This window comes from Draconibacterium halophilum (assembly GCF_010448835.1).
Lineage (GTDB): Bacteria > Bacteroidota > Bacteroidia > Bacteroidales > Prolixibacteraceae > Draconibacterium > Draconibacterium halophilum.
On sequence record NZ_CP048409.1, the window covers coordinates 1,416,396 to 1,442,330 of the forward strand.

At 40.6% G+C, this 25,935-nt stretch carries 10 protein-coding genes; 6 read left to right on the forward strand and 4 right to left on the reverse strand.

Translation table 11 applies throughout. The features are described 5' to 3' along the window. Positions 1–33 precede the first annotated feature (33 nt). The 4 genes from G0Q07_RS05740 (at position 34) to G0Q07_RS05755 (ending at position 18,216) form a co-directional block, all read left to right on the forward strand. Positions 34–3,501: an MBG domain-containing protein gene (locus tag G0Q07_RS05740; protein ID WP_163345183.1), complete on the forward strand. Its 3,468-nt coding sequence runs from the start codon at positions 34–36 to the stop codon at positions 3,499–3,501. A gap of 100 nt (positions 3,502–3,601) precedes the next feature. Then, the gene (locus G0Q07_RS05745) at positions 3,602–4,081 is read left to right on the forward strand and encodes a DUF4347 domain-containing protein (RefSeq protein ID WP_163345184.1); all 480 of its coding nucleotides are present in this window, start codon (positions 3,602–3,604) and stop codon (positions 4,079–4,081) included. Positions 4,082–4,106: 25 nt separating this feature from the next. Beyond that, entirely contained in the window at positions 4,107–15,596 is an 11,490-nt protein-coding gene (locus G0Q07_RS05750) for an MBG domain-containing protein (protein WP_163345185.1), read from the forward strand. A 76-nt stretch (positions 15,597–15,672) separates the two neighbouring features. Further along, positions 15,673–18,216, forward strand: a complete 2,544-nt coding sequence (locus tag G0Q07_RS05755; protein WP_163345186.1) for a YDG domain-containing protein — start codon at positions 15,673–15,675, stop codon at positions 18,214–18,216. A 75-nt stretch (positions 18,217–18,291) separates the two neighbouring features. Here G0Q07_RS05755 and G0Q07_RS05760 read toward each other — a convergent pair whose 3' ends face one another. Both G0Q07_RS05760 and G0Q07_RS05765 read right to left on the reverse strand, forming a co-directional pair. After that, the gene (locus tag G0Q07_RS05760) at positions 18,292–19,611 is read right to left on the reverse strand and encodes a TldD/PmbA family protein (RefSeq protein ID WP_203532679.1); all 1,320 of its coding nucleotides are present in this window, start codon (positions 19,609–19,611) and stop codon (positions 18,292–18,294) included. Positions 19,612–19,775: 164 nt separating this feature from the next. Then, positions 19,776–21,263 (reverse strand): TldD/PmbA family protein, encoded by a 1,488-nt coding sequence (locus G0Q07_RS05765; protein WP_163345187.1) that lies wholly within the window; start codon positions 21,261–21,263, stop codon positions 19,776–19,778. Between the two features lie 453 nt (positions 21,264–21,716). Between G0Q07_RS05765 and G0Q07_RS05770 the strand changes: the two genes are divergently transcribed. Both G0Q07_RS05770 and G0Q07_RS05775 read left to right on the forward strand, forming a co-directional pair. After that, positions 21,717–22,730, forward strand: coding sequence for a glutamine synthetase beta-grasp domain-containing protein (locus tag G0Q07_RS05770; protein ID WP_203532680.1), 1,014 nt, complete (start codon positions 21,717–21,719; stop codon positions 22,728–22,730). A 92-nt stretch (positions 22,731–22,822) separates the two neighbouring features. Next, on the forward strand, positions 22,823–23,944 hold the full coding sequence (locus G0Q07_RS05775) for a pyridoxal phosphate-dependent aminotransferase (RefSeq protein ID WP_163345188.1): 1,122 nt from the start codon (positions 22,823–22,825) through the stop codon (positions 23,942–23,944). A 21-nt stretch (positions 23,945–23,965) separates the two neighbouring features. Here the strand turns inward: G0Q07_RS05775 and G0Q07_RS05780 are convergent, their stop codons facing one another. Both G0Q07_RS05780 and G0Q07_RS05785 read right to left on the reverse strand, forming a co-directional pair. Then, positions 23,966–24,823 (reverse strand): HAD-IIA family hydrolase, encoded by an 858-nt coding sequence (locus tag G0Q07_RS05780; protein WP_163345189.1) that lies wholly within the window; start codon positions 24,821–24,823, stop codon positions 23,966–23,968. Positions 24,824–24,835: 12 nt separating this feature from the next. Further along, complete coding sequence (locus tag G0Q07_RS05785; RefSeq protein ID WP_203532681.1) at positions 24,836–25,885, reverse strand: aminoglycoside phosphotransferase/kinase family protein; 1,050 nt, start codon at positions 25,883–25,885, stop codon at positions 24,836–24,838. Positions 25,886–25,935 lie beyond the last annotated feature (50 nt).

A 25,935-nucleotide genomic window follows, 5' to 3' on the forward strand; every position in this document is an offset into this window, starting at 1 on the left:
TATGACAAACAATAAACATAAAATAAACACTCTATGAAAAAGATTTACAAACTACAACTTCTGAAAAAAGCGTTGCTTCAGGCAGCCTTGTTTTTAGGAGTATTGCTATGTGGGGGAATATCCTCATTCGCACAAACGTACGACCTCCCAATTCAGGGTGGCGACGCTGTTAGGTGTGGAGCTGGCGAATTAACACTGGAGGTTGATTGGTCGGGAGAAACACTGAATCCTGATAATGTAAAATGGTACACCGTACCGTTTTACGGAACGCCTGTTACAACTGGTTTAAGTTATAGTACCGGTTACATTGAGTTTACAAAAACTTATTATGTTGATTATGTTGGTGATGATGGCTGCAGCCAATGCGACCGTTTAATGATTCGGGCAGTAATTAACGATCAGTCCATCGACCCGCAGATTTCGTATAGTAATCTGGTAGTCTGCAATAATCTGGATAAAAATTTTCTTCCTACTATTGTTGGAGCCAGTAATGGTACTTTTACTGTTGATCCATCAACAGGACTTTCAGTTAATGGTACAACCGGAGTATTTAATCCCAATGGTGCAACAGCAGGAAGTTATACCATTACCTTCGATCCGGTAGATGTAATAGGATGCAACACAGCAGCTGTAAGTACCATTGTAACCATTACCGAGGCGTTGGAAGTTCCGGTTATCAGTTATGGTGAATCCGCTGTTTTTTGTTCAACAGAAGAGCCGGTTAGCGTAACTAAAACAGCCGGTGCCGATGGTGGAACATATTCTGCTTATCCCTCAGGCTTAACGATAGATCCTTCAACCGGAACCATTACACCAGAGACCAGTGCTACCGGTAATTATACCGTTTCGTATACTGTTGCCGGTAACGGAGGCTGTTCTCCTGTTGCAGGAATTGCTTCAGTCAGCATCATGCAATTACCGGTGATTACCGCCTTTTCGTATAATACTCCATTTTGTGGATCAACTACAGTTTCCGAAACACCAACTTTAACTATAGAAAATGATTATACTCCGGGTGCGAATCCTTTCAGTTATACTCCGGCAACAGAAGGTGCAACACTTGCCCTGAACACTTCATCGGGAGCAATTGATCCATCAAATAGTGATGCCGGAACCTATACAATTACTTATACTATTCCGGCAGCTACACCTTGTGGCGAAGTTACGGAAACAACAAATGTTGAAGTTTATCCTGTGTCAGCAGCTACAATTTCAACCGATAAAACAACTGAGTTTGTTGGAGAAGCTGCACCGGTAGTAACCATTACCGGTAGTGTTGGGCCAGCTCCATATACATTTACCGGAAGATTAGACATTGGAAGTGGCGAGGATATTATTACAGGAACCGAATTTGAAATGACAACAGCTGATGCCGAAACAGTTTCGGTCGATATTACGCAATCAACTGAAGTGGCTCAGGTTTATACCTATCACTTACTTACTGTAACCGATGCCAATGGCTGTACAGTTGATATTTCAAACGAAACAGTTGTTGTCACAATCAACGATATCCCAAATGTTGATTTTGCTTATGAAGGTTCGCCTTATTGCACCGATGGAGGTATCGCGACACCATCAGGAAGTACCTCAGGTACTTTTAGTTGTACAGATAATAATCTTACTCTGGATACAGAAACAGGGGTAATAACATTGGCAAGCAGTACTGCAGGAACTTATACAGTAACACAAACTTTAAATGGCTATTCTTCTGCAGCCGAAGTAGTTATTACACGTTTGCCGAATGCAAGTTTTGCATATAGTGCAAGCGAGTATTGCCCCACTGCCGGAGAAGTTGCTCCAAGCACAACCAACGATATTGGAATATTTACGGCCAGTGATGCTGTGGTTGTATTTGCCGAAGGAGATGGAGTTGCTCCTGGAACGGTAAACACTCTGTTTACCCCAGCCGGAACTTACGAAATATACAATACCATTCAGGCAGGTAATGGCTGCGATGAGGTAGCAGATACTACAGAAATTACCATAAACGCTTCTCCTAATTATACTGGAAACCGTGCCTATTTTATTTGCAGTGGAGAAACAACATCGATTACGCATGATGCAGATATTGAAGGAGCCTCTTTCTCATGGACCGTTGGAACAATAACTGGTAGCATTACCGGAGCTTCTGATGGTTCTGGTTCATCTATTGAACAGACTTTATTAAATCCATCAAATACAGCTGCCGGAACTGTTGAATACATTGTCACACCATCGGATGCAAGTGGGTGTGGAGATGGCGTACCAACAACAATTGTTGTTACTGTAAATCCGTTACCAGCAACACCAACGGCGGTTGATAATACGGTGACTTACGATGGTATGGAAAAAGTTGCAGGTGCTTCATCTACCGTTTTTGTAGGTGCCGAAAGCGAAGCCGCTGTGATTAACTGGTTTACTTCAGAAACCGGAACAACAACTACTACCTCACCAACCGGAACAGATGCAGGTACCTATACTGCCTGGGCTGAAGCAGAGTTCGAATCTACCGGCTGTATTAGCGCAGGAAGAACATTGGTTACATTAGAAATTACTCCAAGGCCATTAACAGCATCAAGCACAATTGGTGATAAAATTTATAATGGTTCTTCGGTTACCGGAACAGTTAACCTTGGATCTGTTAGTAACCTGGTTTTAGGAGAAGATTTGAACATTATAGCCAGTGCTACAGATTATGCCAATGCGAATGTAGAAAACGGTAAAAGTACAACAATATCCTACTCACTATCAAATGGCACAACGGGCGATGCTTCAAATTACAGTATGGTCGATTTGGCATCAACAGGTAATATTCTTAAGAAAGAATTAACTGTAACGGCAGATGCAAAAACTAAGGTTTACGGAGAGTCGAATCCAGCTTTAACATACCAATATTCAGGTTTTGTTAACAGCGAGACTTCAGTTGTACTGGCTACTAACCCAACAGCAACAACTACAGTTGATGCTACCACTGATGTAGGTACCCAAACCGATGTAATTACTATAAGTGGTGGGGTAGATGATAACTACAGTTTTACTTATGTGGCCAACGACTTCACAGTTACTAAAGCTGAACTAACAGTTACCGCAAATAATATTATTCGTGGGGTTGGAGAAACAACTCCGGCTTATAGTTATACCATGACTGGTTTTAAAAACGCCGAAACTGAAGCAGGTTTGCGATCAGCAACCAACCTTTCGGGAGCGGTTACCTTTACTGATAATACCAGTGGCTCAACAGCAGCAGGAAGCTATACGGTTACTCCTGTCGTTTCAGCCTTATCAGCAACGAATTACACGTTTGCTGCTGCCAACGGAACTTTAACAATATCGAATGTTGTTGTTGAAGCAACCGGTGGTACATCACGCGCTGGGTATGCCTCACTGGATGCAGCTTATAATGCCATTAATGCTGGTACGCATACCGACGTTATTGTTATTCATGTATATACTGATATTTCCGAAGCTACAACTGTTACGCTAAATTCCAGCGGAACAGGGCGGCTAGTTACACTTCGGTAACAATAGTTGCCGAAAACGACGTAACAATTTCCAGTACTTCAAGCCCATTAATGATTTTGGGGAATTAATTGAAAATGTATAACAGCAAAAAATAAATATCATGTATAAAAATATTATCAAAATAACTTTTATTAGCTTCTTGTTGATTTTTATGTTTTCAATAAAGGGCTATTCACAGGCAACAACAGATTTTGTGTTTGTAGAATCGACTGTTGAAGATATTCAGACTTTACAACAGCAGTTTGCCAATAATTCGCAGGTTTATTTTAACTCCAATCCAAAACCTGCTTTGTATGTGTGCGGTCAGATGACAGACGGCCAAACAGTAAATCACTTATTTATCTATGTGCCCACAGAGCCGGGTGTTTTAAAGTTCGGCTCAGGAGATGTCACTTCATCAAACCTTAATGAGCATGCCAACGATCTTGCCTTTTTGGCTGAACATGTTAATGGAAGCATCATTATTCGTAGCGGAGATGTTTTTAGCGGTTCGGCAGGTGAATCATTTAAAGGAAAGCTGGAGGCACTAACCGGGCTTTCAATTTTTATGGAAGAAAATCCGCAACCATTCAGCAAATAATTAGTGATCGTTAAAAATGAATATTATGAAAAGATTATACAAAATGCGTCACTTTTTAAAAGACGAAGTTAGCTTTAAAAGACTTATGCTGCTACTCCTTTTCAGCATAGGAACTTTGAGTAGCGTATTGGCCGGAACAATAAATTTCTCGGCTACATTATCATCAAATCAGCTTTTCTACAGGCCACGGCCCGGATCATCGGTTTGTGGTGGCTATTATGGTACTTTTACCAGTATTAGTGCCAATAGCACCACGCAATATGCTTATGCTACTCAGTCGTTTACAGTTAGTACTGCAGGAAACTATTCAATTACTGTAACAAGTACTACTGCAAGCGACCCCATGTTGTTAATATACAACAGTTTTAGTCCTTCCTCTCCAAATTCTGATTTTAAAGTTGGTGATGATGACAGCGGAAGTGGTTTAAACTCAAGCATTAGTGGATGTAATAATTATTTTGCTGCCGGTACTTATACAATTGTAGTAACCAGTTACAGTTCCTATACACGATCAGGAACGGTTTATTTCAGTATTTCGGGAGATGGAGTTAGTGCCGCATCTGTTAAGCTATTGCCAACAGTAAGTACTAATTCTGCTTCATCAATTTCTTCAACGGGAGCTACTCTGGGAGGTAATGTAACGAATGATGGTGGTGCTACTGTAGCAGCAAGAGGTGTTGCTTATGGAACATCTTCGAATCCAACTACTGGAGCTGGGGTTACTGGTACAACGGGTTCTTTTAGTACAAGTGTTACAGGCCTTACTCCAGGAACAACCTATTATGCCCGCGCATACGCAACCAACAGCGTTGGTACAGCTTATGGTCCGCAAATTTCGTTTACTACACAGAGTTATACTCCACCAAGTGTTACAACTAATACTACAACAAGTATTGGTGAAACTACGGCATCCTTTAATGGTAATGTAACCAATACGGGCGGGCAAAATGTTACCCGGGGCTTTCAATATAGCACCAGTTCATCGTTTAGTGGAGCAACAACCAGAACACTATCCGGAACTCAAGGAACTGGTTCTTTTTTGTATAGCCAAACGGGGCTTGCAGGTTCAACTCGTTACTATGTAAGGGCGTGGGCTAGCAACGATGGCGGAACGACATATGGAAGCTCAACAAGTTTTTATACCGATCATACTGTAACTTATACTGCCGGAAGTAATGGTAGTTTAAGTGGTACAACTACGCAGATTGTAGATCATGGAGGAACAACAAGTTCAGTATCGGCTATTCCTGATGCCGGGTATCATTTTGTTCAATGGAGTGATTACAGCACGAGTAATCCGCGAAGCGATGCAAACGTAACATCAAGTTTTACCCGAACAGCTTCGTTTGCTGTAAACAGTTTTAGGTTTGCGGTGCAACCGACGAACCGTGTAGCTGGAGTTGGCAATACTTTTACAGTTGAAGCCATCGATAATTTGGGTAACCGGGTAATTAATTCCGACCGTGCCATATCTGTGGCAGTTAAGAAGGCCGATGGAACAACCGTTCAAACTTTATCGGGAACTTTATCAAGTGGTGTGGTTACCATCGCCGAACCTACAATTACTTTGACAGGAAATTATTATTTAACTGTAAGTGATGCTGGTGGCGGTACTAACGGAACTTTTAGTGCCCTTAATTCTGCAACATTTACCATTACACCAGCAGCAATTAATTATTTCACTGTTGCAGGAATCACCGATCCGCATGAAGCCGGAGAAACCACAAGTCCTACTGTTACGGCTTACGATGAGTATGATAACGTGAAGTATGATTATACTGGTACAATTACGTTTAGTTCTGATAATGTTAGCCCAAATGTGAATAAACCAACTGTTTTACCTTCTGATTATACTTTTACTTCAATTGATGGAGGTATTCATACATTTACAAATGGCGTTAGTCTTAAAGAATATGGCAGCACTTACTATGTGAAAGTAAATGATATTACCACTACTACGGCTGAAGGCCAACAGGATGATATCTCTGTATACACTGCTGAATTAAATTATTATCAGCTAAAAGCGCTTTCAAACACGGCTACATATCCATCGGATAATAATGTGATTGTGGGAAGCGACTTTTCGGTATTGGCGGAATTATATGATGAATTTGGCAACAAAAAGGTAGACTTTACAGGAGACCTGGATGTTACTTTTTCTACCAATGCTTCGCCATCGCCACTGGGTAATACCATTGTAAAACCTGCAACCGGGGCTAAGACCTTTACTGCAGGTGAAGCAATCATTTCGGGTTTTACATTGTACAATGCTCAGGAAACACCAACCATTACTATTAATGAAACTTTAACGGGGAGTGAAGGATCGACTTCTGTTATTACTGTATGGCCTGAGGAGCTGGATAATTTCCTCATACAGGAATCTCCTACCCAAAATAACGATATTGGCGGTGTTCGACAAACGGCAACCCTACCTTTTAGTGTTACTGTTACTGCACGCGACCAGTACAATAATATTAAGCGTGATTACGAGGGATCTATCAAGTTTAAAGCATCTAATGATTTTATTGTTGATTATCCTACTGGCTTACAGGAATATGATGTAACTGATGGTGGTATTGTAACCTATACTAATTCCATTACTATCCCAACTATCGGTGCCTATTGGTTACGCGTAGGTGATTCATCTGACCCAACAAAAACAGGAGAACTACAAAACATTATTGTTGGGCCATATACGCAAGATGCCAGTTCTTCTGAATTGATATTTGCTAACTATCCTACAGTAACTACTTATCCGTCAACACCAGTAGTAGTAGCCGGAGATTATATTCCGGTAACTATTACTCCGCGCGATGCAGGAAATAACCTTCTATGCGATTGCCAAAACGTTAGCATATTGCTGAACGGAGTGGATGAACATCACGACGGAACAGTAGAAAATGGTGTTCCTGCATTAGTAACTATTCCGGTTGTTGATAATCACGATGGTACCTACAGTGCTTCTGTACGTGTAACCGATATGTCGCAAACCAATGAGATTACTGCTATTGTAAACGGAACCACTTTGTCGACAACGCTAAGTGTTGAAGTTGCAGAACCGGATGTTCCTTCATTGGAAGTGTCAACAATAACACCTGCTGTAAACAGTATTACTACCGATGAAAATACTGTGGTTACTTTGCAGCTGAAAGACCAGTTTGGCAACAACCGAACTACCAATGATGGTAACATAACTTTTAGCACAACTGAAGGTGGTTTTGAAACCAATAATGGCGATGCTACTGACTATGAAGCTACTTATGCCGTCAACGGTGCTTATACTGCTACATTGTATGCCAGTTATGATGCAACAACGCATGGTGTTGGTACTGCAACAATTTCGGCTGAAGCTGACTTTACAGATGATGTAAATCATACAGATGGTGATTTTACGGCGCAACCAACTGTAGATATAACTGAAGGGTTACCCGATTTAACTACAAGTACCATATTAGCCAGTGATGATCAGATTTCTACCGATGAAACTTCTGATATCACAGTTCAGTTAGAAGATCATTTAGGAAACTTAATACAAAACGACCGGGGTACAGTTATTTTGTATACTACACTGGGAACACTGGGAAGTAGTTCCGGAAGTCAAAGTCTGGAAACAACTTATACCAGTGGCGGTGCTTATACTGCAACATTATATGGAACCCAGAATTTACCCGTAAATGGTGTAGGAACAGCCGACTTAACAGCTGAGTTTACAGGCGATGCTTCTGCTCTCTCTGTTTCAGGCACTCTGAATGATGGTGCTTCAACACCATCCAATACAATAGAGCAGGTAGTAATATTTGAAGGTTTGCCAGATGTGACTACTATCGACATCAGCGTGGCTGATGCCGAAATTACTGCCGACGATTCTACAACGGTTACCGTTCAGTTGAAAGACCAGTTTGGGAATTTAATTGTAAACGACCGGGGAACGGTTACTTTATCAACCAGCCTAATTGGTGTAATTGATAATGGAACTTCACAAGGAGCAACAACTATTGAAGCAACATACGATGCGGTTGGCGACAGCGGAACGTACATTGCCACCTTTAAATTGGCTGATGCCGGAACAGGATTAGCGACAATTACAGGAGCAATAACATATAATAATGGAGCAGGCGATGTTACCGAAAATATCGATGATAATGCAACCGTTAATGTTTTGCCAGGTTTGGCTACTCAACTGGCCATTGAAACACAACCGGCACATTCAACTACTGAGGCTATTGCCGGAGTGGCATTTAGTACACAACCTCAGGTAAGTGTGCAAGACCAGTGGGGAAATATTGTTGTTGCCGACGATACAACAACTATTCATGCAGCAACTGGCTCAACCGGCTCTGATGAATTGTTCGGTACTTTATCGGCTACCGTAGTTGATGGTATTGCAACCTTTAGCGGTTTAAATTATGAGGTTGACGAAGACATGAACATCGAATTTACTTCGGGTTCATTAACAGCTGTTACATCAAATACCTTAACCGTAGTTCATAATGTGCCGGACTATATGGTAATAACCGGAACCGGATCGCAAATTGCAGGTACTTCACAGGAAATTACAATTACGGTTTATGACGAATACGACAACGTTGCAACCCGTTTTGATGGAGCAAAATCATTGACATTTAGCGGAGCTACTGGTTCGCCATCTCCTGAATATGTTCCAACTGCTGAAGGAACCGAGTTTGGTTCTGCTACAAGTTTAACATTTGCCGACGGTGTAGCAACTACAGCGATGGTGTTGTATAAAGAAGAAGAGGCTTATATTCAGGCAAACCACTCAGCTGATTTCGTGGATGGTTCTTATACCGGAACTAATTCAATAAGCATTGATGCTACCAATGGAGAAGGATTTGACGATGGGCTTGATGTAAACGTTTCGCAAGCAGGTGCTGCTTATTTGGCGGTAACCGGTAGTGCTACACAAACAGCCGGTGTTGCTCAGGATATTACTATCACCGCCTACGATGCATTTAATAATGTTGCTACTAACTATACTGGAGAAAAGAGCTTAACCTTTAGCGGTGCAGCTTCTTCTGATGGAACACCTTCAGTGAATCCAACAGTTGCCGCAACCGATTTTGGAACTGCAACCAGTGCTACTTTTACTGATGGTACAGTTACGCTGTCAATGATACTTTATAAGGACGAAGCGATTAATGTAGATGTTAATGACGGAAGCATTGATTCGGAGTTTACACACAATTCAACAGGATACGACTACGGATTGGATGTAGATGTAGACAATGCAACTGCTGCATATCTTGCATTAGACAATGGCGACGGAACAGGTTGGACTGAAGGCGCAATTACTGCCGGAGCGGATGTTTCAGTAGGCATTACTGCTTATGACCAATACAATAACGTTGCATTAGATTATGATGGTACTAAATCATTAACATTTGCCGATTCGGGTGACCCAATTAGTCAGCCGTTCTACTTTGTTACTCCAGAAATGGATAACACACAATTTGGAACAGCTACCGATATAACCTTCAGCAATGGAGAGGCAACAGCAACGCTGAACTTATTTACAGTTCGTAATGATAATATTACAGTAAGCGATGGAACAATTAATAGTGAAATTACTATTGTTGAAACGGACTATGATTACTCTTTGGATGCAACAGTAAATCATGCTGCTGAAGACCGACTTTCAGTTCGTTTGGAAACAGCTTCGTCGCCGCTTACAGCAGGCGATGCGAATACTATTGTTGTTACTGCTTACGATGCTTATAACAACATTGCAACCGGATATACCGGAACAACTATTCGCTTTAGCGGAGCATTAAATTCTGTAGATTCCGATGTCCCTGAAGTTGATGCTGTTGATTTTGGCTCGGATACACCACTTGACTTTACTAATGGTATTGCTACAGCAAGCATGACACTTTACGCCGCCGAAGCAGGTATTACAATTGCTGCTGCAGACTGGACCAGTGGTTCGGAGGGAATAAAATCAGAATCTCTTGTTTTTGATAGTAATACTTATGAATATTGTTTGGCTTTAGATGTTGACCACAATAATGCTACTCAATTAAGAATTGATACAGAGCCATCGACTTATGTTCGTGCCGGAGATGCTTTAGCAACACAACCGGTTATCAGTATTCGCGATGCGTATGGTAATATTACCACTGCCGACGATACAACTATAGTTGTGGCAACTATTAATACCGGAACAAGCGAATTGGTAGGTACGGATACAATTACTGCATCGAATGGTACGGTTACGTATACCAACCTGAGTTATGAGGTAATGGAAACAATTTCCATCGACTTTGATGCAAATCCGGAATTAACTACGGTTAATTCGAATAATATTACAGTTGATCACAACGCGACTGATTATTACGTTTACACTTCTACACCTAATTATATTTATGCGGGAGGACAACGCGGTGCTTTTACCGTGAAACGTTTTGATGCATTCGATAATGAGGTGAATAATCTGGTTCTAAGCAACGGCGATGATAGTTCAGATCCTGAAATCGTATATTTATATTCAAGTAGTAGCGATGCCAGCTCTACATTCTTTAATGTAGAAACTGGTGATTCTGCTCTCGATACAATTCGATTTACTGATGGCAGTATTTCTAAAAACTTCTGGTATTTCTCTCAGGATGAGGGAGTACACACAATTTCGGCTTCTGATAATACAACAATTGCTGATGGCGACACAGGAATAGATGATGCCGTATATAACCTGGAGGTGAAGCCAGCTGCTTTGAAAGAATTTATTGTTACCGGGGTAGGAACAGAGGTAGGTGAAGGTTGGACTGAACATTACTATGGAGATCGACAATCTGTTACCGTTGAAGCAATTGATTTTTATGGAAACCGTAAAATTAATTATACAGGTACAATCACCTTTAGTTTAACCGATGCAGAAGCAAGTGAGTATGAAGATGCAGGTTACAACTATCCACACGATTATACATTTACTGCTGCCGATAGCGGAATTCATACTTTCACGGATGCAATTCTTTTTGAACGCCCAACTTTCGAACATCCTCAATATCCTGAAATTGAAGAATGGTGGGTTACTGTGATTGATCAGGATCAACCTACCAAGAATGGTTCTCAGCATAAGATAAAGGTTTTGGCAAGGCCAATTATTATTACAGCTCACAACCAAACCAAACAATATTATGGCGATTTCTATGACTTAGGTAATACCGAGTTTACGGTAACGAGTGGAATAACCAGCTACGTTGATCCAAATATTTATGCTGGAGATGAACAAATCACAAGTGTTACACTAACAAGTTCCGGAACCGCAGAGACTGCAGTTGTTGACGATTATGATATCGTTCCGGACGATGCAACTGGAATAAACGGAATCGATACCAGTTATTATGACATTACCTATGTAAATGGTACACTTACTGTTGAACCACGACCAATTACCATAACAGTTGATGCCGGACAAAATAAAGTGTATAGCAATGATAGTAATACTGACCCAACGTTTACATTCAGTACAGTTTACACCGGCGATGCTTCTAAAGATTCGTTAGTAAACGGCGATGAATTTACAGGAGTACTTACCCGTGAATCTGGCGAAGATGTTGGTTTCTATGATATCTTACAATCCGGACTTGTAATAAGCGATGGTACAGATAAAACTGCCAACTACGCTATTACTTATGAGAAGGATAGTTTGGAAATTACAAGATATCCGTTAACACTTAGCAATTTTGTTGTTGATAATAAAGTTTACGATGCAACTGATACAGCTTATATCAGTTCGTTTGAAACTGACTTAATAAGTGGTGATGAGCTAACTTTTGATACAACAGCTAATTTTGTTAGTCGCCATGTAAACTGGGATGGAAATAGTGGAGTTGATACAACAGTAATCTACGAAGTCACAATTTCGGGAGGTGCCGACGCCGGCAACTATCTATTTGCTACTGATGGCGAAAACGATGGAAGTGCCACAATCTGGATGGACTCTACTATGGCTACCATAAGTCAATATCCGATAAATGTGACTGCTGTTACCGATACGAAAACTTATGATGGAACTAATTCGTCAGACGAAACACCTGTGGTGGACGCCCTCTTGGGCGACGATCTTGTAACAAGTGAAGGATCGCAGGTATACGACAATGAGAACGTGGGCACAGGTAAAACACTTTCTGCTTCAGGTGCTGTAATTAATGACGGAAACAGTGGCGACAACTATGCTATTAGCTATGTTGATGATAATACAGGAGAGATTTCGAAACGTGCGTTGACGGTTTCAGTAGATACCGATCAGAGTAAAACTTACGGTGATATTGATCCTGGTTCATATACTTATTCTATAGCATCAGGTAGCTTGGCAAGCGGTGATTCCTTTACAGGAGAACTTTCCCGCGATGCCGGTGAAACTGTAGCTAGCTATACGGTTAATAAGAATACATTAACGATTGTTAATGGAAGTAGCGTAAACACCGAGTCGAACTACGAGGTAACTTTTGATAATGCCAATACTTTCGATATTGAACAATTAACCGTAACCGTTACAGCTACTGCTAAGTCAAAAGTTTACGGCGAAACAGATCCTGTTTTAACATTTACTTCAACTCCGGCAGTTAACTATGTGTTGGCTAATGACTCAATAGTTGAGTTTACCGGGGCACTCGCTCGTGTATCCGGCGAAGATGTTGGTTTTTATCATATAAATCAGGGAAGTCTGGATAATTCAAACTACAATATTACTTATGAGTTAGACAGTTTGGAAATTCAGCAACTTGATGTAACGGTAACAGCCAATGCCAATCAAGTGAAAACTTATGGAGATCTTGATCCGGCATTAACATACACTTCGAGTCCTGAGGTAGAAACAACACTTGCAAATAGTGAGAGCATTGTTTTCTCCGGAACACTCGACCGTGTTGCTGGTGAAAATGTTGGTTTCTATCACATCGGGCAGGGAAGTCTCGACAACTCGAACTACAACATCACTTATGAATTGGATAGTTTGGAGATCACTCAACTGGATGTAACGGTAACAGCCGATGCAGACCAAAGCAAAATCTACGGTGAAGTGGACCCTGAATTTACATTCGTTTCAAGTCCTGCTGTAGGAGCACAACTTGCCAACGCTGAAGTAATTGGTTTCAGTGGATCACTGGACCGTGCAGCTGGCGAAGATGTAGGTTTCTACCACATCGGACAGGGAAGTTTGGACAACTCGAACTACAACATCACCTACGAATTGGATAGTTTGGAAATCACTCAGTTGGATGTAACGATAACTGCCGATGCAGACCAAAGCAAAACCTACGGGGAAGATGATCCTGAATATACATGGACTTCATATCCGGAAGTTGATTCCGTACTGGCCAATAATTCTGTAATTGGATTTACAGGAGACTTGGATCGTGTGGTAGGTGAAGATGTTGGAGGTTACGCCTATACTTTAGGAACTTTATCAAATACAAACTATAATATTACTTTAACTAGTGCAGAGTTTGAAATTACAGAACGTGCCATTACTCTTGTAGCCAACAACCAGACCAAGACCTATGGAAATGGTCCGGACGCAGGTGCTGGACATACTGATTACTGGACGCTAGGTACTATTGAGTTTACAGTTAGCACAACCGAAGGTGACGGAATGGCCATTGGTGAAACTATTGATGGCGTTACATTTACAAGTGCCGGTGAGGCTCGTTTAGCTGATATTGGAACTTACACCATCTCGATTGATGCAGATAGTGAAAGTGGAAGTGGAGGATTTAAACTTTCAAACTATGATGTAGGCTATGATGATGCTACTCTTACTGTAGAAAAACGGATTCTTCACCTTAGCAACTTTGCAGCTGATAACAAGTTGTATGACGGAACTACCGTTGCAACAGGATTAGGGTTTGATGATGACCGTGTGCCGGGAGATAACCTGTCATTCCAGCGCGATGCTGATTTTGAAGATGCATCAGTAGGTACAGAAAAAGTGGTTATTTACAATAGCGTAAATATTACAGGTGGAGCAGATATGAATAACTATGTACTTGAGGCTAGTAGAGACCACTGGAAAACCGGACCAAACCGTGTTATTTCTGCGGCACCAATAACTGTAACCATTGTAGCTGAAGATAAAGAATACGATGGAAATATAGATGCAACAGTTACTTTATCAGGGAACTTCCGTGGCGGCGACGATGTCCAGTTAACATATGTAAGTGCACTGTTTGAAGATGCTGAAATAGGTGACAATAAAAATGTAACAGTTACGGGAATTGCTCTTGCGGGCTCAGATGCCGAACAATATACATTGGTTTCAACAAGCGGCTCTGCTACAGCAAGTATCGTATCTCTGCAACGGGAGCAAAATCTTGATCTTACTGCAGGATGGAACATAATTTCGGTGGGTATCAAACCGAACGGATCAACTAAATTGATTGATGTCCTTCAGCCACTTATTGATGCAGGAACTCTTCTGAAGGTGATGGACGAGCAGGGAAGAACCATTGAAAACCTTGGTGGAGACACCTGGTTCGAAAGCATCGGTGATCTGTTGTTTACTGAAGGTTACCAACTGAAGGTAAGTGAAAATACATCACTGAATGTTCAGGGACTTCCAGTTGATTTACCAATGGACATTGAATTGGTTCAGGGGTGGAATATGGTTTCCTTCCCTTCCTTAAATGAACAGAACGCAAAAGATGTTCTTCAGGCATTGATTGACGATGGATATCTGTTGAAAGCCATGGACGAGAGAGGTAGTGCTATTGAAGAATTAGCGGGTAGCTGGTATAACTTCATTGGTAATTTTGTACCTGGAAAAGGATATAAGGTTAAGGTTTCGCAAGCTTGTACACTTACTATTAATGAGGTGGGAACAAAATCATTAACAACAGTGCCTGACCTGCTTGCTTCTACAAGCTTTAAGCCTGTATTCTCGGGTAATGGTTTCAATCATATGAATGTTGTACTGACCGAACTGTATGAGACTGGATTTAGAACTGGCGATCAGATTGGAATATTTGATGGCGACGTTTGTGTGGGAGCAGTAACACTTGATGATTACAGTTATTTGAATAACATGATTAGTATCCCGGTTTCATCAAACGATGGAATGGAGCGCGAAGCAAATGGTTTCGTTGGCGGTAATAAATATTCAGTAAGTGTACTGCGCGGTAACCAGAAGCAGGTAGTAGAATTCGACGTAATCGGTGGCCCTGAGCAGTTTGTAATAGGAGCAACATCTGTTATTGCACTGTCTGGAGAATTGGAGATTAACGAGGTGGACGAGCGGAATTCAAATGTTTACGGAGTGAAATTATATCCGAATCCGTTTACCACAATGATGGTGATTGAAGTTGTACAGCCTGAGGGTGATGATCTGGATATTGATATTTATGATATTCAGGGACGAAAAGTAAGAACGATCGATTATGGTATGTCAACCGGACATGATAAGGTTCGCTGGGATGGTAAAAATCAGACTGGAGTATCCGTTAAACCAGGCTTGTATTATATCCGTGTAAATGGAAAATACAGTGGTAATGTTTTAAAACAATAACAAGATATAAATAGTAGAAACCGAAGCAGAAACATTTACGAAGTAAGCTTCGGTTTCATCACACAAAAAAAGAAAAATGATGAAGAAGTTTTTAATAGTTACAGCACTTGTTTGGGCATGCTTACCTTTGTTTGCTCAACATTTTACAGTAGATTATACTTCTCAGCCTCAAACCTACATGAATGTTTATGTTTTTGAAGCACAAATCGGAGGAGTTGACTTGGGTAGTGGCGATGAAATTGCTGTTTTCGACGGCAATATTTGTTGCGGTGTTTTTCAGCTAAACGGAACTTTCTCGGGGCCTGAGCAAATTGCTGCTGCAAAAGCCGACGGAGCTGGCACCGGGTATACCGTAGGGCACGATATCGGTATAAAAATTTGGGATTCCAGCACAGGAACGGAGTACAATGCTACAATTGAATTTACAAGTAACTCGCCTTATAATGTTTTCACCGATAACGAATCGGCATATACAAATATTAGTGTGAAGCTGCAACGTACTATTAATCTTACGGCAGAAGACAAACAATATGATGCCACTTCTGATGCCGTTGTTGGCTACACTGTTAGCGGCGGTAGCGTAGATGGAGATATTACAATTACTGCAGGCAATGGACAGTTTGCTAACAAGAATGTTGGAACCGGCAAAACAGTTACAGGAGATATTACCATCAGTGGCTCTGATGCTGGAAGCTACGAATTTACAAAGGTTGAAACAATAACAGCATCAATCAGTAAAAAGAATCTAACGGTTTCCAATGCAAGTGCATCGAATAAGGTATACGATGGAACAACAAGTGCTTCTATAACAGGTGCAAGTCTTGTTGGTGCCATAAGTGGCGACAATGTTTCAATTGGAAATGCAGTTGGTAATTTTAGCCAGAAAAATGTAGGTACAAACATCTCCGTTACCGCAGCAATTACTTTATCCGGAACAAGCAGAGGTAATTACAGTTTAACACAGCCAACTGGGTTAAGTGCCAATATCACCAAAAAGACCGTTACTGTTAATGCAAACGACCGCAGTAAAGATTGTAACCAAAATGATCCGTCACTTACTTACTCAGTTTCTCCCGGTTTAGTTTCAGGTGATTCTTTCTCCGGACATCTTACTCGTGAGTCTGGCGAAGATTTGGGTGAATACGATATCTTACAGGGAACACTTAGTTTAAATTCAAACTATACCTTGGTGTTTCATGGAGCAACATTTACGATTCGCGACGAGGCTCCCTATTGGACAACGAATTCTTCTGCTTTAAATCGTACAATAGCTTACAGCGATCTGGTAGCTATTGATGAAGCACAGAGTCTTGCTCCGGTTGCTGATGACAACTGTGATTCTGATGTTTCTGATATCGAAAAAACCTCAGGTGTGTTTGTTGCTGATGCCGGTTGTAGTGAGGTAGGAACTTACACAAATACGTGGATAGTAACGGACAATTCGGGAAATGTTAGCACAAAATATACACAGGTAATAACCCTGATTGATGATATTGCGCCGGTTATTCAGGCCGTAGAAGATTTTGATGTTGTAATTCCTGCGGGCAGCTGTGAAACAACAGTTAACTATCCTGAAATTTTGGTAGATGAAGCTTGTATTGCTTCACTTGAATTGTTATCAGGGCGAGGCGCGGAAGCCAGTTATGCAACAGGCGATTGGGAAGAAACATGGGTGGCAATTGATGAAGCCGGGAACTCAGATACGATGACATTCACTATATCAGTAGTATCGGAAAATGAAAACCCGGTGATTGATGCCGTGGAGAATATGCATATAACCACTACAACTCATGACGTTAATACAGTATTAACCGGAATTTATGGAAACGCATGCGCCGCAGGCGAATTATCACTTAGTGCAGTTGCAGATAATGATAATTTGGTATCGTATGTAAATGTTATTTATTGTGGAAACATTTCAAAAGCAATTCTTGAAATCGGGCTTGTAGCCGGAGTTGAAGGTTCTTCGCAAATAGCAATTGCTGTGGAAGACGATCAACAGCGCAAAACAGAAGAGACATTTACTTTATTTGTTGGTGCTACTAATAATGCGCCCTTTTTGGTAACAGGTATCGAAGATGTTGAAGTGAATGCAGATAAAACGGAAAGTATTTATTTAAGTTCAGTTCTGGGTGAGTATTTTGACGATAGCGATAGCGAAGAGTTGAGTTTTTCTGCTTATGAAGAAGGAACAGACGAGTTGCCGGTGTGGGCTGGTTTTTCAAACGATTCGCTGACATTTCAGCCAGCTATTGCTGATACTGGGTGTGTTAATATTGTTATAAAAGCAGTTGATTCGGAAGGACTTTATGCTACCGATACTATTTCTGTTTGTGTTTTAGACTATGTGTTAGGTGCAAACGAAAACGAAGAGAAATCAGCTAATATTACTATCTATCCCAATCCGGCAAACACTCAGTTAACTGTTGATTTGGGAGGTTTTAACGAGAAGTCGGATTTATTTTTATTTGATATTGGTGGAAAGATGCTCATGCAAGAAACATTTCGTTACACTGATAAAATTAAATTAGATATATCGAATTTTGAAGCTGGAATATACTTGGTTAAAACAGTGATAGATGGTGTGAGTGATACACAAAAGCTTGTTGTAAAGCAATAAGCGTATTTAGTTATTATAAAATAAAAGAGCCGTTCTGAAAATTACAGAACGGCTCTTTTTTTTATAGTGTTGCTTTTACAATCCACTAAAATCAACATCGTTGAAGAGAATCGATGGTGTGCGCCACGAAGAGTCATCCCGCACATCGTTACCAATTTCTCCAATGTTTGCCCACAAGGTTTTCATGTTTCCGGTAATGTTCATTTCGGTAACCGGTTTTACAATCTCGCCATTCTCCACTAAAAATCCTTCTATACCATACGAGAAATCACCGGTTGATCCGTTGCTGTTACCTCCGTTAAACCCTGTAACAAAAATTCCCCTTTTTACCGATGCAATTAATGCGTCAAGGTCTTTATTGCCTGTTTCAAAAACAAGGTTTGTTGTTGATCCGCTGTTGGGTTCCATTTCCAGTTTTTTGCCGTAGTAGGTGTCGATGTAATACGTTTTTAAAACCCCTTTTTCAAAAACCGTACGTTTTTTCGTGGCAATTCCTTCGCCGTCAAACAAGCGCGAACCGCGTCCTCCAATAATAAAAGGATCATCAGTTAAGGTTAATTTTTCCGAAGCTACTTTCTCTCCCAATTTATCGATAAGGAAGGAGTTTTTTTGCTGAATTGCAGAGCCGTTTAGTGCATTAATGAGCGGACTGAAAATCCTGCCAACCATACGGTTTTCAACGATCATTGGCATGGTTCCCGACTCAATTTTTTCAGCACCGATTTTATCCAATGCTCTTTTTAGTGCTGTTGTTCCGGTTCCTGTTTTGGTCAGGTCATTGTATTTTATGGCGGTTTCGCTCCAGCCAAATTCGGGACGAGCATCGCCATCGCCTTTTACCGAAACGTTAGTATGTAGGCCAAAATACGAGTTGGCTGTATCGCCCTCAAATCCGTTGCTGTTTACCATTACCCGCGAGTTTAATCCATCGTAATAACTACTGGAAACAGATATGATGCGCTCGTTACTTCCTAAAATTTCCTTCTCGGCAGCAAAGGCAAGCTGTATTTTTTCTTCCGGATCAACGTTCCCAAAATTTTTGTCTAACGAGCCCAAGTCTTGGCCGTTTCCTTTATAATAAAGTTCCGGGTCGGGAAGTGTTCTGAACTCATCTTCCGAAAGGTATTTTGTGCCTTCAATTGCTTCTTCAATAAATCGTGACAGATCTTCTTTGTTTAATCGGCTGGTTGAATGTGATGAGTATTTTTTGTCGACAAATAAACGTATGGAAAGATTGTTTTGGATAGCTTGTTCCAGTTTGTCGATCTTTTCTTCGCGTACCTCAACGCTGCTGCTTTGGCTGTTTGCTATGCTTACGCTTACTTCTTGGGCTCCATTTTCAAGTGCATGATTCATAGCCCATTTTGCCAATGTATATTTTTCTTCTTTTGTCATAATTTGAAAATTAGACGGAAGACTGAAGACAGAAGACCGAAGAATTTTTGTCTTTTTGTTGTCTTGTTGTCATCCTGTGTAAAATTTTAATTCATAATATAAAAGATCATCTTAGCTGCCAGGTTATTCTAAACTGAATACTAAGACTGTCAGCTAAGACTGAACTATGCATTTGTTCCTCCAACAGTCATTTTTTTCACTAAAACAGTTGGCAGACCAAGTGTTACTGGAACCGATTGTCCGTCTTTTCCACAGGTCCAGGTGCCACTGTCGTTTTTGTAGTCGTTGGCAGCCATCGAAATATCGGCCAAAGCCTGCGGTCCGTTACCAACAATATTAATGTCTTTAATAGGAGTGGTGAGTTTTCCGTTTTCGATAATGTAACCCGATTTCACAAAGAATGTGAAGTCGCCGGCACCGATCTTAACTTCGCCGTTGCTGAAATTATCGACATAAACACCATAGTCAACCGCTGCAAAAATTTCTTCGATGGTGTGCGGGCCGTTTTCCATGTAAGTAGAACGCATACGCGGCAGCGGCATGTGGCGGAACGATTCGCGACGACCATTACCGGTTGGTTCAACACCATAATACTTGGCACTAATACGGTCGTGCAGGTAGCTGTTCAACATCCCGTCTTTTACCAGGTAAGTTTTTTGTACGTCGTTACCTTCATCGTCAATGTTTATGGCGCCACGGTCGTTTGGCAGTGTCCCATCATCTATGATGTTTATAAAATTCTCAGCCACTTTTTTATTCAGTTTATCGCTAAAAATAGATGTGCCTTTTCGGTTAAAATCCGCTTCAAATGTATGTCCGATCGCCTCATGCAACAGAATGCCCGAACCTCCGGCACCTAAAACTACGGGCATTTCGCCTGCTTTTGGTTTTCCGGCTTTAAACAACAGGTTGGTTTTATCAACAGCTTCGTTGGCCAGCTCGTCAATCAAATCATCGGTGAGCCATTCGAAACCTTTGCGAACAGAGCGTGCAGAATAAGCATTTTCAATTTGTTCACCTTCTTGCATAACACAAACTGCATAAAAGCTGATCATCGGCCGGTAGTCGTAAGTTAAGCGTCCTTCCGAGTTATAAAACATTACGTAACTGCTTTCATCACTCATTCCGGCATTTACTTTTATAACCTTTTCATCGAGGCCAAATATTTTATCGTTTACCTTTTGTACAAAAGGCACTTTGTCTTTCACCGAAACATCTTCCCACTTTTTCGAAATTTTATAGTAGTTGGCAGGCAGTTTTTCGTTGTATTCGGCAGCAGTAAAATTGGCACTGCTGTTGGCAATATTGGCAGCCATCTTTGCCGCATTGAGCATGTCGTCAATAGCGATATTCTCTGAATAGGCAAAACCGGTTTGGTCGCCTTTTAACACACGGATACCAACTCCAAAATCAATATTGGAATACGCCCGGTTTACTTTCCCGTCTTCAAGAGCTAAGCTGTTGGTAATTTTATGCTCGAAAAACAGATCGGCATAATCGCCGCCTTTATTCATGGCCGTTGCAATAACTTTTTGCAACATCTCGGGAGTCACTTCAAAATGGTCTAAATAACTTTTCACGTCAGCTGAAATTTGTACGTTTTGGCACGATTGCACAAGCGGAGGTAAAACAATACTTCCTGCTGCAAACATACCACTTGTTTATTAAAATTACGTCTGTCAACTTTCATAGTGCATGTATTTGATTTTAATTTTTAATTGTTGTTAAGGCTATATCTCATCAATTAGTAAAAACTCTGAATAAAAAATTACAGAAAGCCCGGTTAACTTCAATTTCCATTTTCAGGATAGTGCTATTATTTTACATAGAATGGGGGGCGATGCGTTTTTTGGGGGTGTAGTATTAAAAAATACAAATAATTGAGTGGGTGTTGGTTGTTTTTAATAGCTTTTAACGTAAAATAAAGATAATATTTCGGGGGGTGTCGTTAATTTTGGGGTGTTTGACAAAAATCTATATTCAATGTAAATTTTGCATTAATTTATTACAATTTGTTAGCAAAATGGTTTTAAAAGTTTCATTTGCTCCTATTTTTGTGATCGACAGATAGAAAAAATCTACATTTAAATAAAATTTATTACATCATGAAATCAAAATTGGAATACATTTGGTTGGATGGTACTGTGCCAACTCAACAATTAAGAGCTAAAACTCGTGTAGCTGAAAACTTTAGCGGGAAATTGGAAGACTGTCCAGTATGGTCATTCGATGGATCTTCTACAAATCAAGCCGGTGGCGAAGCTTCAGACCTTCTTTTGAAACCAGTGTTTATTTGTCCTGATCCGGATCGTAAAAATGCTTACCTGGTACTAACAGAAGTGTTAAATCCTGACGGATCTGCGCACGAAACTAACGGTCGCGCACACATTGAAGAAGAAGATGAAGATTTCTGGTTCGGTTACGAGCAGGAATATTTCTTGTACGATCCGCAAACCCGTCTTCCATTAGGTTTCCCAGCAGGAGGTTTCCCTGAACCACAAGGACCTTACTATTGTGGTGTAGGTGGTTCAAAAGCTTTCGGTCGTGCAATTGTTGAAGAGCATTTCGACCTTTGTTTAGAAGCAGGTTTAAATGTTGAAGGTATTAACGCTGAGGTTGCTGCCGGACAGTGGGAATTCCAGATTTTTGCTAAAGGTGCACACGATGCCGGAGACCAAATTTGGATGGCTCGTTTCATTTTGGAGCGCACGGCTGAAAAATATGGTGTTGATGTTGAATGGCATCCAAAACCACTTGGAAAAGACCTTGACTGGAACGGTTCGGGTATGCACGCCAACTTCTCTAACGGTTTAATGAGAACTTGTGGCGACGAAAAAGTATTTACTGCAATTTGCGAAGAATTCGGTAAAAACATTAAAGAGCATATTGATGTTTACGGAGCATACAACGATCAGCGTTTGACTGGTTTGCACGAAACACAATCAATTCTTGAGTTTAGCTATGGTGTTTCGGACCGTGGTGCTTCTATTCGTATTCCTGTTGGAACTGTAGAAGATGGTTGGAAAGGTCGTTTGGAAGACCGTCGTCCTTCATCAAATGGTGATCCTTACAAAATTGGCGCAAGAATTATAAAAACTGTTCATGCTGCAAAAGTTTAAGACAAAGAAATAATTGCATAATAAAAAGAAACTGTCCTTATTGTGGGGCAGTTTTTTTTGATCAAATTTGTCGTCGCAAAAATTTTTAGCCGATGGAAAAGAAACAAATCGAAATAAAAAGTTACCTGTTTAACGAAACTTCGCACTCGCCATCGTTGATTGATATTATTGGTGAAGATCAATTAAATGATGTGGTGGATTTTTGTTTCATTGAAAATCCCTACTTCCCCGACGAGCAATTACTACGTAAACTGCAGGAGAAATTACCGGAGGTAATTAAAGCTTATCCATCGAGTAATCCGAAGCTAGCCCAACAGGATTTGGCAGCCGTTGTGCACGTAAAACCTGAATACCTTGTTTTGGGAAACGGTGCAACTGAGCTGATTACGATCATCCAAAATAATTTGGTTGAGGAAATGGGAATTCCTATTCCAACTTTTAGCGAATACATCGATAAAATTCAAAACCTTGATAAGGTGAAGCTGTTTCAGCTGCCCGCCAATAATAAATATCAGTTGGATTTGGAAGAATACGCTGATTGGTTGGTGGAAGAAAAACGGTCGTCGGCACTAATTATCAATCCGGGAAATCCTACCGGACAACTCATTTCGATTGAAAAACTTACCGACTTTTTAACCCGGATGAAACATTTAAAACTGGTGTTGCTTGATGAATCGTTTATTGATTTTGCCGACGAAGAAATTCCAAGCCTGATGTCTCAGGTTGAACAGTTTCAGAACCTGATTATCGTGCGCAGTATGAGTAAACATTGTGGTGTTCCGGGATTGCGTTTGGGGTACTGCTGCACCGCCAACGAATATTACCTGAGGCAAATTAGAAATGCTTTGCCCGTTTGGAATATAAATACGTTGGCGGAGTATTTTTTAACGCAGTTAAAAGAGACTGATGTTGAATACCACAAAGCCCGAAAGCATGTTATTACCGATGTTCGTGAATTGCATGAAGCGTTGTGTAAAATCGACGGATACGAAGTTTACCCATCGAACAGTAATTTTATTTTGCTGAAGATAAAATTTGAAATGAGTGCTTACGATTTGCAAATGAAACTACTGCAGGATTTTGGCGTTTATGTGCGCGATTGTTCTAACAAAATTGGGCTCGACGATAAACACATCCGAATTGCTTCAAAAGGCCGTGATAAAGACCAACTGCTTATTCATGCACTAACAGAGGTGGCTGCAACTGTTCAATAAACTAATTCCTGTTTTATTTTTTTACAACTGAATAACTGCCGATTCGCAAACATAAGTTGGAATAATTCCCGAACTGCTGATCTTTATTTTTGCATTGTCGGGCAGCGTATTTCCCGAAAGAACAAGTGCCGTGTCCAGTCCAAATTTATTTCCTCCAATAATATCGGTAAACAGCGTGTCGCCAACCATTAATATTTCTTTTCGTTGGATATCCGGTACATCAACCATTGCACGTTCGTATGCCAGTAGAAACATTTGGGCATCGGGTTTGCCGAAGCGGATGAATTTTTTGCCAAGAATTTGCTCCACCAGATCGGCTAATCCACCAACAGCCACCGAAATGTTGTTTTTGTTAACCGGATAATTTTTATCGGTATTGGCAACAATTACGGTCATGTTTTTATGGCGAAGCAGGTTTATGGTTTTGTCAATATCTTTGTTCCAGTCAAAACCTTCGTCGTCCAAAAAGGCAAAAGATTTAATGTGTTCAAGATCATTCAAATCTACATCGCTAATGGCAATTGTATTTTGTCCGGCTATTTCAAGGTAATGTGCTGATTTTTTTGTTCCTAAATAGGCTACCACTTTGCCGTTAGCCAATTTGGTTTTAAAAAACTCCATCGCCAACATCCCCGACGAGAGAATTTTATCTGTAGTAATATTCGGCATTCCTCTATCCTGATACCACTTTGCCAGCTCATCGGGACTTCGTGACGAGTCGTTGGTTAATACGTAATATGGAATACCTTTCTTTTCCAGGTATGTAAAGGTCTGTTCAATTCCCGGAATAAGGCCTGAATGGTTTTTTAATACACCAAAGGCATCAAAAAACACGGCCCGGTAGTTTCTAACTACACTTCTAAAACTTTTTGTTCTCATATTATTGCAGCATCAGAGTTTTAATGTTTTTAAAATTTTCTCCACCCTGTAATTGGCATCCATGGCAGGGAAGTAAGAATCGTAGGCTTCCTTAATTAGTTTTGTGGAATAATATTTCCTGAAAAAGTAAGGCCCGTCTTTAATTACATAGTTCAGAATAAAAAAGCGATAAACTTCTTTAATTAATTGCACTTCTGGTGGTGTGAGCGGGAATACTTTGTGATATTCTTTGAGAAAAAGCATAAAACGGTCTTCCATTAAGGTGTCAACCATGTAACTAAATACTGTGCGGTCGCCACCATCGGAAACTACGCGGCTGAAAAAATAAAAATCCATTACCCTCGACGACATTCTGAACCAGTCGTAATCCCAGCGCGAATAAAATTTACCGTCGCCGGTTACCGAAAAATTACCAATATTCCAGTCAACCAAAACGGGTATTGTTTCAATTTCGGTGTTGTAATTCACCCGGTCGGCATTTTCAAGAAAATGATCGGCATGACGCAAAATCAGATCCTTGTGCGACTCGTACATTTTTATTTCATCTTTATGAATGGAGCGTTTTAGCCGCTGAATATCGGTTATTACATTTTTTGAAGAGTGCGGTAATTGGTTTGAAACGTTGGTGCAGGCTTTGTGAAATAGAGCCAGCTCTCGTCCCAGTTTTTTAATGTGCTTTGTTTCCAATCTTCGTGGCAATTTATTTCGTATCTGAATGGGGTTGTAAAAAACCACCCAGGCACTGCGCTCTCGTTCGTGGTAACGATAAATAAACAGGTCATTACGTTTTACCAGCGATTGCGCCAGAAACATTTGATAAGGAAACTCGAGATTGTTAGCCAGGTTGTTAATGATGATGTGATCTTCCCGAAAGTCTTCGAAATTACCGTACTCCGAAATTTTCGCAAAAACAGGTTCTCGTTTATAAAACGATAATTTGTAAACATGATTGGTTGAAACCATGGCGCTTACATTAAAAACACCTTTTATTTCGTAGCGGTCGTTGTCAAATTCTTTCCACGCAAGTTTTATTATCTCTCCATAATCCAGTCTCTGCATCATTTCCTTCTTGTTTTTTTCAAAGTTAATCGGTTTTGCATGGCAGTGTTCTT